This window comes from Gimesia panareensis (assembly GCF_007748155.1).
GTDB lineage: Bacteria > Planctomycetota > Planctomycetia > Planctomycetales > Planctomycetaceae > Gimesia > Gimesia panareensis.
Map to the genome: position 1 here is coordinate 2,301,058 of NZ_CP037421.1, position 15,991 is coordinate 2,317,048.

Here is a 15,991-nt window from a genome sequence, read left to right on the forward strand (position 1 = left end):
TTCAATCGACATAGACAAACTCATTCGAATTCAAGAGAGAGCGACAGAGGGCAAACAGATCCTGCTGCTTGACGAAATCGACCGACAGACGGGATTCCTGCGGGCTCGGCTTTCGACCCAGAGCCAGTTGAAACGCGCGCTGCACCTGATCGACAGGCGCGGAACCGGCTTCCTTTTTGATCCGTTCGGCGAAATAGCGGGCCTGTCTTAACATGAAATCGTTATTATACAGGGCCAGCGACTGCAGCGGCGTAGTGGTTGTCAACCGCCGGGCCGTCAAGTTGGCGGGATCAGGACAGTCGAGCGTCGTCAGAAAACGGTTGGGCGTCGTGCGGACACGGTAACGATAGATGCTCCGTCGCCATAATGCCGGCTTGTCTGCCGTCACGTAGGTATAAATCGGAGCATAGGCATCCTGGTACTGGAAATCCTCGAACCCGGGGCCGCCCCGTTCCCGGTTCAGCTTGCCACTCACGAACAGCACCGCGTCCCGGATCGCTTCGGCTTCCCTGCGGCGGGGATTCTGGTGCCAGAGCAGACGGTTGTCGGCATCGACCTGATATCCGCGTTGGTCATCCCGGGCACGTGACTGCTGTCGGTAGGTATCGCTCAACAGGATCAGCCGCTGCACCCCTTTCAACGACCCGTTCTGCCGCTGCAATTCTCCCGCCAGCCAGTCGAGCAGTTCCGGATGCGAAGGCCGACCGCCTCCATAGCCGAAGTCACTGGGTGTTTTGACGATTCCCTGGCCGAAATGCCAGAGCCAGAGTCGATTCACGATCACGCGTTGCGTCAGCGGATTCTCGGGATTCGTAATCCACTTTGCCAGGGCAGCGCGCCGCTGGCCTTCGCTGGTCTCAGTCGTTCCCAGCTCAGGATCAAGCATCTTCAGGGAGTGTAATGTCGCCGGTGCTAATGCTTCTTTGTCGGGCGCTTCGGGGTTTCCCCGCACCAGCAGATGCACGTCGGGTAAAGTTTTGTTGGCCACCACCCCATAGAAGCGAGGCGGGGGACCGAGTGACTTGAGCTGTGAAGAGACATCTTCTCTCTGTTTGCGGAGTTGTTTCAGTTCGCGTTCCTGCGCGGGCTCCCGTTTCTGTGGGAGCGCAGATTTCAGACGAGGGTCGCCAAAACCGACCTGGTCGTGACTGTAACCGTTGCCGCCGTCCGTCGCGATCAATGTCAGGAAGTGGGCGGAAGGCGAGAGGGGGATGTTGAGCTCTTGCAGGCCATCGTCCCGTTTGAGATGGATGTATTTCGCGACCTCCTGACCGTCGACAAACACGCGCACATCCGCATGGAACACACCACCAGCGCCGAAGTAGCCCAGTTTCGCCGTGAACTGCAGATCGGTCAGTTGCGTCGAAGAGCGGATTTTTTCCAGATCAAAGGTGATCCCGGCATTCGCATGCAGCCCCAGCAGGCTGTGTCCCGCCTCGGTAAAGTTGATCCCGTCCAGTTCGGGGGAATGCTGACTGGCGACCGGGCCATTGCGGATCATGTCCCAGGCCTTACCTGTGGTTGCAGGCAGTCCCGAGACAGTCGTTCCGGTAGAGCTCACTACAATCTTCGCTTTCCCTGCCTGGCCATCCGGAATGAAGACCCCGTCGATGAATTCAAAGTCGGCAGACACAAACCGGTTGGTCTTTACATTCCCCAGTGCACCAAAGTCGCGGGTCTGTACTTTGGCGGTACGGGCATCGATGCCCTGTCGAAACGCGCCCGTTCCCAGGCCATTGCCGCCCCCGACGATGTCCGCCAGATCCACTCCAGTTCCTTCGAGTCTGCTGATCCGGTAATCGATGTCGTTGAGTTCCGCCGTCAGCTCCTGCTTTCTGCTTTCGTATGCTTTGATCGCGGAATCACTGACGACGCGTTCAGACCGTTTCACTCCGGCAAACACGGCCCGCAACTGGTAATACTCCTTCTGTGTGATCGGATCCAGTTTGTGATCGTGGCAGCGGGCACAGTTGATTGTGATGCCCATGCAGGCGGTCATCACCTGGGTGGCCATGTCGTCCAGATCCAGCGAACGGGCGGCTCGCCTTAAGACATCACTTTTGGTTTCGACCTGGCCGACGAAATCCCAGGGGCCTGCGGCCAGAAAGCCGGTCGCGATTGTGGCCTGTTCGTTTTCCGGCCAGAGTACATCGCCGGCAATCTGTTCCTGGAGAAAACGTGGATACGGCTTGTCTGCGTTGAATGAAGCGATCACATAGTCGCGGTAGCGCCAGGCATTGTCGCGGCGTTTATCCCGTTCAAAACCATGCGTATCGGCATAATGTGCCAGGTCGAGCCAGTGCTGCGCCATCCGTTCCCCGTACAGGGGTGAAGCCAGCATGCGGTCGACCAGCTTTTCATAAGCCCGCGGATCGGGATCGCTTACAAATGCATCCACCTCTGCCGGATCCGGGGGTAGACCATGCAGGTCAAACGCCAGACGTCGGATCAGTGTGCTGCGGTCAGCGGGAGGGCTCAATGTCAACTGTTGCTCGGACAGCTTCTGTCGGATGAAATCATCGATCTGTAGACCACGATTTTCGCTTGATTGTTTCAGGGCCGCAAAATCACGGCGTAACGGCTGCAGGGACCACCAGCTGTCATCCGCTTTAGACTTCTGTTTGACCACCACGTTCTTCGGCCAGTGTGCCCCTTCTTTAATCCAGCGGGTGAGCAGGGCTACCTGTTTATCAGAAAGTGGTGCCGTTTCTTGAGGCATGGCCGGGGGCTTACCGTCCTGGGAGGTAACCAGTTCCAGCAGATAGCTCTCTTCCGGGTTCCCGGCAGTCACATAGCCGTTGGCCTGCAGATCCTTCATACTCGCAAGCGAAACCCCCCCCTTGGTGTTGTCGGGAGAATGACAGCGGACACAATGTTCTGCAAACAGGGGAGCAATGTCAGTCTCAAAGCTGAAATGACGGTCCTCGGCTGATAAGTTGGGCGGCAGGAAGATCAGCCAGAACAGTAGTGAGAGCAGGGGGGACCGCTGGAGTGCCATGGAATACCTGTCTTGTTGTGGTGTAACGACTTACGTCAGCAGGAAGGAAATCTCTACTATACCATGTTGCAGGAAACGTTCCAACAATTTCTCCTCAGAAACAGTCCTCTTTAAGTGTCCAGTAGCGTCGTTTTTCGATACGCAACTGGCTTTCCGGGAGCGGCTTACAGTGAAACATCCTCCTGGAAAAATGAATAACGGCTGCCAGGTGTGTTTTAAGTCCTTATGTTACAGCTGCTTATGACGGATGGGCGTGAAGGGGATTCGCTGGAGACGACAATCTTTTTAAATCAGGGCCCTCTCAGTCCGTCCAGTTCACAGGCAGATACCTCGAAAAAGATCTCTATTTCAAAATAACTATATAGACATATCGCGATGTTCCGATATAATGTTGTGTGATTCATCTGACTGGCCTTTGTTTGAATCGGAGAGGGAATCTCCATCTGGTCAGTCTGAGCTGAATCGGATCGGAGATCATCATGGCGTATATCTTGATTGGTTCACTGCTGATTGGTCTGACCCTGGGCCTGCTCGGTTCAGGGGGATCGGCGATTACGGTGCCCATCTTAGTCTATCTGGTGGGACACGGCGCGAAAGAATCGATCGCCGAATCCATGGCGATTGTGGGCATGATCTCAATTGCCGCTGCAATTCCTTACGCCAGCTCGAAATTAATCGACTGGCGAAGCGTGATTTTCTTCGGCCTGCCCGGCATGCTGGGAACGCTGATGGGCGCCTCCCTGGGAGGGCTCGCCACAGAAGCGTTACAGCTGGTCGTCTTCGGCACTGTCCTGCTGGCAGCCGCCTTTGTCATGTTCCGCAGAGCCCGTAGTGCCGCGGGGGCACATGAGTCACTGGAGCTCCCCGCTCACCGGGCGCCTATCTGGAAAATGGCCTGTGAAGGGATTGGTGTCGGCGTGCTTACCGGATTTGTGGGAGTCGGAGGCGGTTTTCTGATCGTGCCGGCCCTGGTCATTCTGGGCAAGCTCCCCATGCGAAATGCGATCGGCACCAGCCTCGTGATTATTGTTATCAATGCGACTGTCGGCTTCGCGAAGTACGAGCATTTCCTCGTCTCACATCAGATGTCCGTCAACTGGCATACGATTCTCGTTTTTACGTTAATCGGCATCGCGGGCAGTGTGGCGGGACACAAGCTGAATGCCCGCCTGAATCAACATGTTTTAAAAACCGTCTTTGCAGGATTTCTGGTTCTGCTGGGCGGATTCGTCATCGTTCACGAAGGGAGCAAACTGGTTCCTGCAGCAGCTCGACAGGCCCAGACCACGACTCACAACGTCAGTGCGGTGCTTCCCGCTCAAAACAGGATTGCCACTTTAACACTTCAGGGAGAACAGTGATGTTATTGAAATATTTTTACGATCAGAAACTGGCCCATGCTTCTTACCTGGTCGGTTGTCAGAAAACCAAAGAGGCGATCGTGGTGGATCCGGGGCGGGATGTCGAGCAGTACCTCGAAATGGCACAGCGGGAAGGCGTGAACCTGATCGGTGTCGCTGAAACGCACATTCATGCCGACTATGTTTCCGGTGCCCGGGAACTGGCTGACCGTGTCGGAGCAAAACTGTACGTTTCTGACGCAGGTCCAGCGGAATGGAAATACGAATACGCGGCCCAATACGATACTCAGCTGTTGAAAGAGGGAGATACTTTCCAGGTCGGGAAAATTCGTTTTGACGTCCTGCACACTCCCGGACATACCCCGGAAAGTATCTCCTTTCTGCTGACCGACCAGGGGGGCGGAGCCGATGAACCGATGGGCATCTTCACCGGGGACTTCGTCTTCGTCGGTTCGATTGGACGTCCGGACCTGCTGGAAGAAGCGGCCGGCATCCAGGGGAGTGCCGCGGTCGGCGCGCAGCAGCTCTATCATTCGGCCCAGCGTTTCAAAGAGTTACCCGACTATCTGCAGGTCTGGCCGGCTCACGGGGCAGGCAGCGCCTGCGGAAAAGGTTTGGGGGCGATTCCCTCTTCGACTGTCGGCTATGAAAAACGTTTCAATCCGGCGCTGCAGTTTGAGGATGAGACCGAGTTTGTAAATTACATCCTCGCAGACCAACCCGAAGCACCCCGGTACTTCGCTGTAATGAAACGGGTTAACAAGGAAGGTCCACTGGTACTCGGTAAAGTATCACTGCCCAAACCGCTGCCGGAGGTGCAGGAATCGCTGGTCAGTTCATCTGCAACCGTGATCGACCTGTCTCCCTCGACAGAATTTGCACAGGCACACGTGCCCGGCACGATTAATATACCGCTCTCCGTTCTGGCTGCCTGGGCGGGTTGGCTGGTGGACTATGATCAGCCGGTTTACCTGATTACCGAAGCGGCAGATCTGCCTGAAGCGTATCGCGTCCTGCATAAGATCGGTGTCGACCGAATCGCTGGCTGGTTTGAGCGTAGTGCCGTCACCCGTTCCGGGGACGCGACCCAAAGCTATCATGCCAAAACACCAAATGAACTGGCTCCACAGATTGAATCCGGAGCCGTGACGCTGTTCGATGTCCGTTCTGACGCCGAATGGAACGAGGGGCATATTCCTCAGGCCGAACACCGGTTCCTGGGACATTTCCCTGACATGCTCTCAACCCTGGAAAGCCACCAGCCAATTGTCGTGCAATGCCGTAGTGGGGCTCGCTCTGCAATTGCAGCCAGTCTCTTGCAGGCGGCTGGCATTGACGTCATCAACCTGGCTGGTGGCTACCAGGCATGGGAGACAGCGGAGCTCCCCACAACCGTCAACGGAAATCCGGTCAGTTGTGCCACGAATCCATCCGGTTCCTGTTCATAGGAGAAATACAATGACTGACCTTGTAGTACTACTCGCAGTGCTGGCCCTGTGGTTCGTTTTGAACTTATGGTTGCTGCCCCGCCTGGGAATGCAAACCTGTCTGAGCGGCATGTGCGGCATGAAGCGCTGCCCTCAGCCGGTAAAATCCAAAACCAGTGAACGTCATGATCCGGATCAGACGTCCCGACTTCCAGAACAGGGAGAATGAATATGAGTTCCGAAGTGATTGCAAAAACTGAGAATAACGCTCAGGTCCAGGAACGACCCGAGTCCGTCGTCCATCACCAGGTCGTGATTGTCGGTGGTGGCAGTGCAGGGATCACTGTCGCCGCCAAACTGACCAGAGGCTGGTTCAGTGATTACGATGTGGCCATTATTGACCCGTCGGAGAATCATTTCTATCAGCCCGCCTGGACCCTGGTTGGCGGAGGCACCTATCGCCAGGAAAAGACGCGTCGCGACGAAGCCTCTGTGATTCCCCCCAAAGCGAAATGGATCAAAGACGCGGTCGTCTCCTTCAATCCGGAACGGAACCGTCTCAAGACACGCGACGGACAGACGATCGAGTATGATTTCCTGGTGGTCTGTGCGGGTATCGGTATCAAGTGGGATGCCATTACCGGCTTGCAGGATGCACTCGGAAAAGACGGCGTCTGCAGCAATTACTCCTTCGAGTCAGTCGGCAGTACCTGGGAGAATATCCGCAATTTCAAAGGGGGCACCGCGATCTTCACCCAGCCGGAAACCGGCATCAAGTGTGGTGGTGCACCTCAGAAGATCTGCTATCTGGCAGACGACTATTTCCGCAAATCCGGGGTCCGCGATAAAACGCATATCATCTTCGCTTCGGGCAGTGGCAGTATCTTTGCCGTGGAGAAATACCGGAAAACACTGGAGCAGGTCATCAAACGCAAAAATATTGATACCCGCTTCAATCAGAAACTGGTTGCTATCAGTACAGAGACGAAAGAAGCCATCTTCCGGCATATGGAAACCGGTGAAGAGACTTCGATTCAGTACGATATGATCCATGTGACGCCTCCCATGGGACCGCCGGCGTTTATCGCGAATAGTCCGCTCGCTGACGAAAAGGGCTGGGTCGATGTCGATAAATATTCGCTGCAACATGTGCGATATCCCAATGTCTTTGCCCTGGGGGACAGCAGTAACCTGCCGACCTCCAAAACGGCTGCCGCAATCCGTAAACAGGCACCGGTGGCTGTGAAAAACCTGAAATCTGCAATTGACGGCAAACCGCTGACGGCGAAATACAACGGCTATACATCGTGTCCCCTGGTCACCGGGTATGGCAAACTCGTACTGGCGGAATTCGACTACGACAAACATCCCAACGAAACGTTTCCTTTCGATCAGTCGAAAGAGCGCTGGAGCATGTGGGTTCTGAAAAAATATTTTCTGCCTTTACTCTACTGGAAAGGCATGTTGAAAGGCCGGGCGTAGACTCGCAACCGATCTGCGCGATCCCAATTGATTGAAATGGAAAGGGCGTCAAAGTGAAAAAAACAAATTATGTACGGAATGCAATCGCCTTGCTGCTGGTCTGTGTTATCGCAGGAACGGCACTTGCGCAGCGAGGTCCCGGACGTGGTAAAGGGCCGGGGCGTGGACGCGGTCATGCGGGAGTCGGTCAGGGTCAAGGAAATGGTCATTCGCAGGCACATGACCGAGACCATGCCGACTTCCGCTACCTGCTGACTAACCATCAGAAAGTCAGGCGTGACGTGCAGCTGCTTCCCAACGGCGTTAAGACGCTGACGGAATCGGATGATCCCCAGGTCGCAGCCAAAATCCGTGAGCATGTTTACTGGATGAAAGAACGAGTGGAACAGGTACAGCCAATCCGCATGCGGGATCCCCTGTTTGCTGAACTCTTCCGCCACGCGAAACAGATCAAAATGGTGACGGAGAATACCCCCAAGGGAGTTCGTGTGATCGAAACCTCAGAGAATCCCTATGTGGTCAAGCTGATTCAGCAGCACGCGAAAACCGTCTCGGAATTCGTCAAACGTGGATTTCCCGAAGCGATGAAGAATCACCCGGTTCCCACATCAGCAAATGAGTCTACCCCGCTCGAATACAAACATCCGGCGATCAAGGAGTATGGGAAAGTAGTGCAGCTGCCGAACGCGGCTCAGCAGCCACGGGAACAGAGTAAAATCTGCGTCGATCTCACTAAAGGGGGACCGGCGGATAAATTGAATCCCTCGATCGAAAAGGTAGCCCGGTTTGTCAACATCTATCAGGGAGCCGGCAAAGAGCCCGCAGCGGCGCAGATTGCCGTCGTGCTGCATGGCGATGCCACCCTGTGTGCGCTGAATGATGACGCCTATGCAGAGCGGTTCGATACCAAAAGCAATCCGAATCTCGACTGCCTGCATGAACTGCATGAAGCGGGAGTGCAGATCTATGTCTGCGGCCAGTCCCTGGTCGGTAAAGGGGGCAAGCCGGACCAGGTGGTCGTATTCACCGATGTCGCAGTCTCCGCACTCACCTCACTCGTCAATCTGCAGGCCGACGGCTACGGCTATGTGCCTCTGAAATAAAAACGGAATTAAATCCGTCAGCCAGCCCCGCGTTGCGTATAATCCCAGACGTATGCCCGGAGCAGTGACAATGCGCGCCCACTTATCCTCAACTGTATCTCAACTCAGAGAAAGAAGACGATGCAACGACGCTGGCTGACGGTACCGGTTCTCGGTCTATTGACGGTATTCCTGCTGACAACATTGCCTGCAGAACAAAGCACCGAAGTCACTCAAAAGCCTCTCATTCCGGAAGCCTATCCTCCCGGCGAGTTGGGCGAAATCGTCAAGCTGGGCCAGGAACTTGTCGCGCGCACTCACGAACATCCGCTTTCGAAGCAATATGTCGGCAATGCACTCGACTGCACATCCTGTCATCTCAAAAACGGAACCGATGCCCGCGCAGCCAGTTTTCTGGGCGTCGCGGCTGCTTACCCTGCCTGGTCACCACGTGAAAAACGGGTCATTACGCTGGAAGATCGGGTGTTGAACTGTTTCATGCGGAGCCAGAATGGGATCCGTCCCCCCCTGGGGAGCAAGGTCTCCGTCGCCATCACAGCCTATATTACCTGGCTCTCTTCAGGTTCAGAGATCCGGATGAATCATCAGAAACCACTCGGTCCGCGTCACGTGCCGTCTCTCAGTCGGAAAGCAGAACTCGCTGAAGAAAAACGGGGCGCGAAACTCTACGAAGATCGCTGCGCCGACTGCCACGGCGCGTCAGGCGCGGGTACAACCGAAGGCCCGCCGGTCTGGGGAAAACAATCCTACAACGACGGCGCCGGTTTGAGCAGGAACGACAAGCTGTCTGCCTGGCTCAAAGTCTCCATGCCGCCGGACGATACCGATCTGACCGAGCAGGAAGCCCTGGACATCGCAGCGTATGTGAACTCGCATCCACGACCGCACTTCATCCTCAAAGAGCATCTACCCCCCGCGGAACGACTCGGTGTCTACGACTGGTAAGCTCAGGTCGCGGGTTTCTCTTGTTTTCCGGTCGGCACCGGCTCCACCTGCACGTTGATCTGCGTCGTTGGTATGCGAATGCTCAATTTGCGGGGTGAACCGGGAGTGCCGTCCGCTTTGATCTTGCTGTATTGCACGTCGGTCTTGACTTCAAACACCATCTGATGCGGCCCGGTGATCGCCCTTTTATCTACGACGATCTCAACTTCTCCACTGTCTTTATCCGCCGGAATGGTCATGACCTTGGACGAAATCTTGTCTGGATTCACGACCGGTATCAACTGGACTGCGCCTTTGAAATCACCATACCGCGTCACCTGTACGGGAACCTTAATCTTCGTGTCGGCTGGAGTTTTCCAGACCTTGCCAGCACCAATCGTCACCAGGCAGGGCGCCTGTTCTTCCGTGACGGACAGAATCGTCTCGCGTGTCCGTCGGGAGCGGGGCACAAACCGGGCGGTGCGGCCCAGGGCCATAACGGCACTTCCCTCCGCAACGCGGGTTTCCTGCTTGCCGTCGATAACTGCTTCGCCGATGACCTGAATCGGTCCCTGCCAGTTTTTTACACTTTGGTCTGCTTTGAAGATCAAAGCCGCGGTCTGTTGATAGGGACGCACGGTCGTCTCTTCGCAGGTCACTCCGGGGGGCAGTCCTTTAACGTGCAGTCGAATATCACCTGTAAAGCCGTCCCAGCGATAAACGAGCACATCGATCCGCTCAACGCCGCCACGACGCAGCAGCGTCGACCAGGGCTCGCGGTTCCGGTTTTGCGGCCCCAGGTCTTCGGGATAATGGGTTGCGGTGACCAGACGAAAGTCAGGCTGCTCTTTGCGAATCGAAAGTCGATACACAAAGCGGTCATCTCCGCGAGTCATGAAGTACATATCCCGCAGCAGAATCCGGTACTTCCCGTCAGCGGGTACCTTGAAGCGATACCCGGGATCATCGGTCTTGGAGTTAAATGAATACTTTCCCACATTCAGCACACGGGTTCTGCGTCCGATACCCGCCAGGGTCTGATCGTCGATTTCCTGCAGGTCTTTTGCAGTCCCGTCAGCATTCACCTGCTGCAGCACCAGGAAGGCATCGGTGCCGACACCCAGTCGTTGTGAAAGGACTTCGATCTGATACACGTCCCCTTTTTTCGCTTCAAAATCATACCAGTCCCGATCTCCGACAGTCGCGAATCGTCCGGCGATTTCACAGGGGACGTTGACCATCTGTGGCGACTCCGATGTGTCGTTGGGTTCCTGTTCCGCGACCACCGGTGCAGTGGCAAAGCCGATGAACACGGAATTGGAAGGGCCATTTTCAGCAGGCAGTCGATACGCGAACCCTTCCATGCTGTCAGAAGGTGCAGCGACCATCGAACCAAACCGCAGACGTTGAAATGTCTCAATGGCCGGTTTCGCAGGGGCTGTTTCCGGGACATCGATCTCCACGGTCAACGCTTCCAGAGGCTTGCCGCAGGGCAGCAGTTGAGCAGTCGCTTTGCCTCCCGGCAGATTACGACCATACAGAGTGAAGCTGGTTTGCGTTCCGGCTTTAGCCGCAGGGGGAAAGACATAATCAATGTAGGGAGCATCGTTGATCGTCAGGCGATAATAGCAGGGATTGTTGTTCCCGCCGACATAGCGATTCTGGGCATACAGCAGATCATGGACCCGCACACTATATTCACCATCCTTGGGAGCAGTGAAATCCAGGATCAGGTCGTGAAAAGTCGGATCGCGGGCTTCCTGGATCTGTTTACCGCTGGCATCATAGAGCGTCAGGATCGGTTCCCAGAACGCATCGATCTGTTTCGCTTCGCACAGAATCAGCAATCGTTGCCCCTGTTTCGCTTGAAACCGGTAGACATCATAGTCGCCACCTGTGATCACACCATCGGTGGTGCTTTTGACCTGCATTTCCTGCGCGTGTTCCAGGTCATCGTTCGGTTCCTGTTCCACCGTTTCGGGGAGATTGCTGACGACAAACGAACGGGGTGAAGAGAGGCCGTAATGACTCAAGGCCCGGACGTCGTACACGCCCAGGGGAACATCGGGCTTGACGGTGACGAGAAACGTATTCGCTACAGGGATCTGTTTGTCTTTCTGTTTCGGGTCCTGTTTCATTTTCTGGACGGCAGTGATTCCCGGGTGGGAAAACTGCAGCGCAGAGACCTGTTCCAGATTGACACCCGTGATTTTGACTTCCACTGCGGAGCCCGGATTTGCTCCCACCGGCTGCAGTGAAGAGAGCATGGCCGCTGGTAACTGGGCAGAGGCCTGCGGAAGTGGATAGAGCGCCAGCGCTGTTAACAGGCAGCAACTGAAAATGCAGCAGGAATAGAGCGTCTGTCGAATCTGTCTCATCAGGGCAGGTTCCCGTTCAGAATGGAGTCCGGCTCGAGCACCAGACCAGGTATTAAATCATCACTGACGGACTGACGGGCCGGGGATGCACGTGCCTGTCCGCGGGAGTATCTCTCGGCTTAATGGTTGTAGAGAAACTCTTTGGTATTGAATATGGCCCAGAGCAGGTCTTCGTATGCCTTGGCCTTGTTTTTGTAAGGGTTCTTCTGCAGATGTTCCGTCGCCAGTTTCAACTCATCCGCGCGGGGAGGTCGGCTGAAGGCCCGCAGGTAGAGTTCGGTGATCTGCTGTGCCTCGGTCTTCTCCTTTTCCTTCGCCAGTTGTGCCGGTCTGCTCTTAGACGAGGAGAGCTTCTGCAAAATATCAGCCGAGGTCAACAGGTACAGACTCTGACGTAAATCCCCATCCTGCGAACGTTCACATTCGCAGGCGGACTGTGCTTTCGGACGTCCGAACAGCTGCAGAAATTCATTGGAAAAGTTTTTAGCACTGTCGGGCAACTGGACCGCCGTCATGTCGGGAGGCAGTCGCGAGAAAGAAGTATTGGTGCCTAACAGTTGATCGATGGCATCCAATACGACTTCCGCATTCATCCGGCGGGGATAGAAACGGGAGAAGAACTGCGTGTCTTCCAGGTTATAGTCGTTCGTTTCCACGCTGCGCTGGTAAGTATCGGACTGGCAGATCAGACGCGCCAGCTGTTTCAAATCGTAGCCGCTGGCGATGAATTCCTGGCGCAGGCTTTCCAGCAGTTCCGGATTGGACGGAGGATTGGTCTCCCGCAGGTCATCTTCCGGATCGACAATTCCTTTACCGAAGAAGTGTTTCCAGTAGCGGTTGACCAGCACCGTAGAGAAATACGGGTTCTGTGGATCGACCATCCAGTCGACCAGCTTGTGTCGCGGGTCATCATCGGCGGGAATCGTTAAAGGCTCCGCGCCGAGTCCCGCCGGTTTCAGTTTTTCTCCCGTAGCGGGATGTTTCACCTGGGCGACGCCCCGTTTGTGGAAGATCCGCTCTTCGAAGTAGGTCGGGTTGCCGTCCACGCTGATCTTGCGATCCACCTGGGAGAAGAAGGCGGCCAGCTGGTAGTAGTCCTGCTGACTCCATTTCTCAAACGGGTGATGGTGACAACGGGCGCAGGTGATCCGGACTCCCAGAAAGATCTGCGACATGTTTTCGACCTGATCTTCCATTTTGGAGACTTCACGATACCAGGTCGCGGGAGGATGCTGTGTCACGTCACCGGAAGCGGTCAGGATGTCGCGGACAAATTTATCGTAGGGTTTGTTCTGCCGAAAGCTCTCGCGAATCCAGTGATGGAAAGAAAACGTCCCGCGGCGATGTTCGGGGGCACTGCGGGCGTTGCGCAACAGGTGAATCCATTTGCTGGCGAAGTAATCGGCATATTCCGGGCTGTCGAGCAGTTCATCGATTTTGCGGTTCCGCTTGTCGGAGCTCTGGTCTGCCTTGAAGGCGTTTGTTTCTTCCAGTGAAGGCAGGCGACCTGCCAGGTCAATCGTCACGCGTCGTAAAAAGGTTTCATCAGAACAGCGCGGAGAAGGGGGAATCCCGAGCCGATCCAGTTTGGCCAGAACCGCTTTGTCAATCGGGTTGTTCGACTTCTGTTGTTCTTCCACCGGGTAACCGAATGGAATAATGCCGCGGAAGGCACCGACCTGACCGCCATAGACGACGACAATCGCGAATTCTCCCTGGCGATCCTGGGCTTTCACCAGCCCGGTTTCATCGATTTCGACCATGGAGTCTTCGTTGGTATGATAAATTGCCAGATGGGTCACGTCTTCGACAGAACCATTGGTGTAGTGGGCGATAACTGAGAGCTGTTGCTCCCCTTCCAGTGTCATGACCCGCTCGGAGGGGAGAACCTCAATCTTCGCGACTTTGACATCCGACTGATTCCCAACCGGTGCGCCCCCCTGAATCCAGTCGTGCATGGTCTGCCAGGCGACCGAGCCAACGGCAAACCGTTTGCCACCCCCGTGCGGGATACTGGACGTCACTTTGCGGAGCAGCAGGCTTTCTGCAGGCAGTGCCTGGGATATACGGCGCCCGCGAGACTGTTTGACGATGAAGTTATAATCCTTAGCGGCATCCGAACCGAACAGCGAGAGTTCAAAACCGTTCTGCCCCCGGGGCTTCCCGTGGCAGGTATTACAGCTGTATTTGCTGAGCAGCGGCATGACGCGGTCTTTGAATCCGGGAGCGGTGTCTGTCAATTCATGGACCGTGATCCGGGTCTGGGCAGTCTTTCCGGAAACAGCGCGGGCGGTGATTGTCACCTGTCCGCCAGCCAATGGAGTCACACGTCCCCGTTCGTCGATTGAGACCTTGTCGGCAGGCGTGGCCTGAAAAGTGACCTTCCGCGTCTGATCCGATTTCCGTCCGCGTTCATCGATGCCGACCACCTGCAGTTGCAGGCGTGAGTATCGGTCCGCGAGGGTCTGCTGCGCGTGTTCAAACTGCAGTTCCTGCATTTCGCTGGAGGATGGTAGTGTTGACGCGGCAGCCGTTTTCTCGGCAGCCTGCGCGATTGAGACAGAGAACAGAGTCAGAGTGAGTAAGAACCCACAGACTGAAATGTTTCTAAAATACATGAATGCCCCCTCAAGACCATCACGGCCTTGCATATTGTCTCTCTAAGAATCGATAGATCTCCGTGCTGGCTCCGTGCTGGCTCCGGGATCAGATCAGTTCGCTGATCGGTTCGCCCGATGCCAGAATGCGGGTAGGACGTCCGGCGTGGTCGTAGTAAGGATGGTGTGCATCGATGCCGAGGTAGTGGTAGATGCTGGCCAGCAGATCGTTGGGATCCAGCGGTCGGTCTTTCGGCTCTTCCGCTTTGTCGTTGGTCGAACCGATCACCTGTCCCATCTTCATACCACCGCCGGAAACAATCACCGATTGTGCTTTGGCATAGTGACCACGACCGACTCCGCGGTTGAAGTTGATTTTGGGCGTCCGACCGAACTCACCGGCGACGACGACCATCACTTTCTTGTCCAGTCCGCGCTGGTAGATGTCTTCGATTAAGGCGGTGACCGCTTTATCGTAAATGGGCAGACGCAGTTCGAGTTCTTTGAAAATGTGCCAGTTGACAGCGTGATCGTCCCAGTTAGAGGATTTTCCGACCCCGGATCGCTGCATGACCATCGAGACAAAACTGCAACCCGATTCGACCAGGCGTCGTGCCAGCAGGGCACGCTGCCCCCAGGTGTGGCGACCATACATATCACGGATGTGATCCGGCTCTTGCGAAATATCAAAGGCACTCCGGACCTTCTCACTGGTCAAGAGCCCCAGTGCCTGTCGGTTGAACTTGTCCAGCGAATCCATCGAACCGGACTGATCCAGTTCGCGGCGGAAATTGTCGAGCCCTTTCAACAGTGCCGCCCGGTTATCCAGCGATTCAGCCAGTTCCGGTGGGGGAGAGATGTTCTTCACCTGGAAGTTGTCCGCATTCGGGTCGCCGCTGACTACGAACGGATTCGCGGCTTTGCCCAGGTAAGCACTTCCCGCGTACTGAATACCGCCGTTATAGCTCGAGACATAGTTCGGCACGCCGAAATCCATCTTTTCGCGATACTTGGCGACGACCGCGCCCATCGATGGATAGACATTTTCATTCATCGCGGGGCGGGGTGGATTGTAACCGGTCAGGAAACGCTGTGCGCCATCCTGGTGTCCGTTCCAACTGTGTGTGATCGAACGAATCAGTGTGAATTTGTCAGCGATGCGCGCCTGGCCGGGCATATGCTCGCAGATATCGAGTCCGGGCACGTTGGTCGGAATCTGCTCGAAGGGACTGCGGATCGTATCCGGTGCTTCGGGCTTCATGTCATACATGTCGATATGACTCGGACCACCCTGCAGCCAGATCAGAATGACTGAGGTGTCAGGGGTAGCTGCCTGGGGTTTGGCTTGCGCCTCTGCAGCCAATGCGCGGTGCCTTAACAGGTCGCTGAGACAAATTCCCCCTAACGCCAGAGAACCCATTTCCAGAAAACTTCGTCTTGAAACTGGTCCGGGACAACGCAGGTGCTGTAACGACATCGCAGGGCTCCTTGCTGGTTGTGATCTCGCCGAATGTAGGCAGGTGGTAAAGGGCGGGTTCCTGAAAACAGGAAGAGCACCGGTAACGGGCGAGAGTGCTCGTAAGTCAATAGCTCATAATATGTATCGTCTAGATTATATATTATACATGATCAAAACGAGGCTACAAGGGAATTTCCGTTCTGAGCAGACTTTACGGCGAATTCAATCTCTCGGTTCGTCCAGGAACATCACAATACTAACA

General features: G+C 55.5%; 10 protein-coding genes. 6 read left to right on the top strand and 4 right to left on the bottom strand.

The annotated features are described in order from the left end of the window. Position 1 precedes the first annotated feature (1 nt). Positions 2-2,998: a DUF1553 domain-containing protein gene (locus Enr10x_RS08545; protein ID WP_145448777.1), complete on the bottom strand. Its 2,997-nt coding sequence runs from the start codon at positions 2,996-2,998 to the stop codon at positions 2-4. Positions 2,999-3,477: 479 nt separating this feature from the next. Between Enr10x_RS08545 and Enr10x_RS08550 the strand changes: the two genes are divergently transcribed. The 6 genes from Enr10x_RS08550 (at position 3,478) to Enr10x_RS08575 (ending at position 9,316) form a co-directional block, all read left to right on the top strand. After that, a complete protein-coding gene (locus Enr10x_RS08550; RefSeq protein ID WP_145448778.1) occupies positions 3,478-4,359 on the top strand; it encodes a sulfite exporter TauE/SafE family protein in 882 nt (293 codons plus the stop codon). Continuing rightward, the gene (locus Enr10x_RS08555) at positions 4,359-5,807 is read left to right on the top strand and encodes an MBL fold metallo-hydrolase (RefSeq protein WP_145448779.1); all 1,449 of its coding nucleotides are present in this window, start codon (positions 4,359-4,361) and stop codon (positions 5,805-5,807) included. The genes Enr10x_RS08550 and Enr10x_RS08555 overlap by 1 nt, the downstream gene beginning before the upstream one ends. 10 nt (positions 5,808-5,817) lie before the next feature. Beyond that, complete coding sequence (locus Enr10x_RS08560; protein ID WP_145448780.1) at positions 5,818-6,015, top strand: hypothetical protein; 198 nt, start codon at positions 5,818-5,820, stop codon at positions 6,013-6,015. A 2-nt stretch (positions 6,016-6,017) separates the two neighbouring features. Next, positions 6,018-7,268: an NAD(P)/FAD-dependent oxidoreductase gene (locus Enr10x_RS08565; RefSeq protein WP_145448781.1), complete on the top strand. Its 1,251-nt coding sequence runs from the start codon at positions 6,018-6,020 to the stop codon at positions 7,266-7,268. A gap of 53 nt (positions 7,269-7,321) precedes the next feature. Further along, on the top strand, positions 7,322-8,371 hold the full coding sequence (locus tag Enr10x_RS08570; protein ID WP_145448782.1) for a DsrE family protein: 1,050 nt from the start codon (positions 7,322-7,324) through the stop codon (positions 8,369-8,371). 120 nt (positions 8,372-8,491) lie between these two features. Further along, on the top strand, positions 8,492-9,316 hold the full coding sequence (locus tag Enr10x_RS08575; protein ID WP_145448783.1) for a c-type cytochrome: 825 nt from the start codon (positions 8,492-8,494) through the stop codon (positions 9,314-9,316). A gap of 2 nt (positions 9,317-9,318) precedes the next feature. On the opposite strand, the gene Enr10x_RS08580 is transcribed toward Enr10x_RS08575, so the two are convergent. The 3 genes from Enr10x_RS08580 to Enr10x_RS08590 all read right to left on the bottom strand — a co-directional run bounded on the left by Enr10x_RS08580 (position 9,319) and on the right by Enr10x_RS08590 (position 15,747). Then, positions 9,319-11,673 carry a PPC domain-containing protein gene (locus Enr10x_RS08580; protein ID WP_145448784.1) on the bottom strand — a complete coding sequence of 785 codons (2,355 nt, stop codon included), beginning with the start codon at positions 11,671-11,673 and terminating at the stop codon, positions 9,319-9,321. Positions 11,674-11,792: 119 nt separating this feature from the next. Further along, positions 11,793-14,291: a DUF1549 and DUF1553 domain-containing protein gene (locus tag Enr10x_RS08585; protein WP_197997536.1), complete on the bottom strand. Its 2,499-nt coding sequence runs from the start codon at positions 14,289-14,291 to the stop codon at positions 11,793-11,795. Between the two features lie 88 nt (positions 14,292-14,379). Next, positions 14,380-15,747, bottom strand: coding sequence for a DUF1501 domain-containing protein (locus Enr10x_RS08590; RefSeq protein ID WP_145109219.1), 1,368 nt, complete (start codon positions 15,745-15,747; stop codon positions 14,380-14,382). Positions 15,748-15,991: the final 244 nt, after the last annotated feature.

Coding starts and splice junctions, on each gene's coding strand:
- Enr10x_RS08545 (WP_145448777.1), bottom strand. CDS start 2,998: ATGGCACTCCAGCGGTCCCCCCTGCTCTCACTACTGTTCTGGCTGATC.
- Enr10x_RS08550 (WP_145448778.1), top strand. CDS start 3,478: ATGGCGTATATCTTGATTGGTTCACTGCTGATTGGTCTGACCCTGGGC.
- Enr10x_RS08555 (WP_145448779.1), top strand. CDS start 4,359: ATGTTATTGAAATATTTTTACGATCAGAAACTGGCCCATGCTTCTTAC.
- Enr10x_RS08560 (WP_145448780.1), top strand. CDS start 5,818: ATGACTGACCTTGTAGTACTACTCGCAGTGCTGGCCCTGTGGTTCGTT.
- Enr10x_RS08565 (WP_145448781.1), top strand. CDS start 6,018: ATGAGTTCCGAAGTGATTGCAAAAACTGAGAATAACGCTCAGGTCCAG.
- Enr10x_RS08575 (WP_145448783.1), top strand. CDS start 8,492: ATGCAACGACGCTGGCTGACGGTACCGGTTCTCGGTCTATTGACGGTA.
- Enr10x_RS08580 (WP_145448784.1), bottom strand. CDS start 11,673: ATGAGACAGATTCGACAGACGCTCTATTCCTGCTGCATTTTCAGTTGC.
- Enr10x_RS08585 (WP_197997536.1), bottom strand. CDS start 14,291: ATGTATTTTAGAAACATTTCAGTCTGTGGGTTCTTACTCACTCTGACT.
- Enr10x_RS08590 (WP_145109219.1), bottom strand. CDS start 15,747: ATGTCGTTACAGCACCTGCGTTGTCCCGGACCAGTTTCAAGACGAAGT.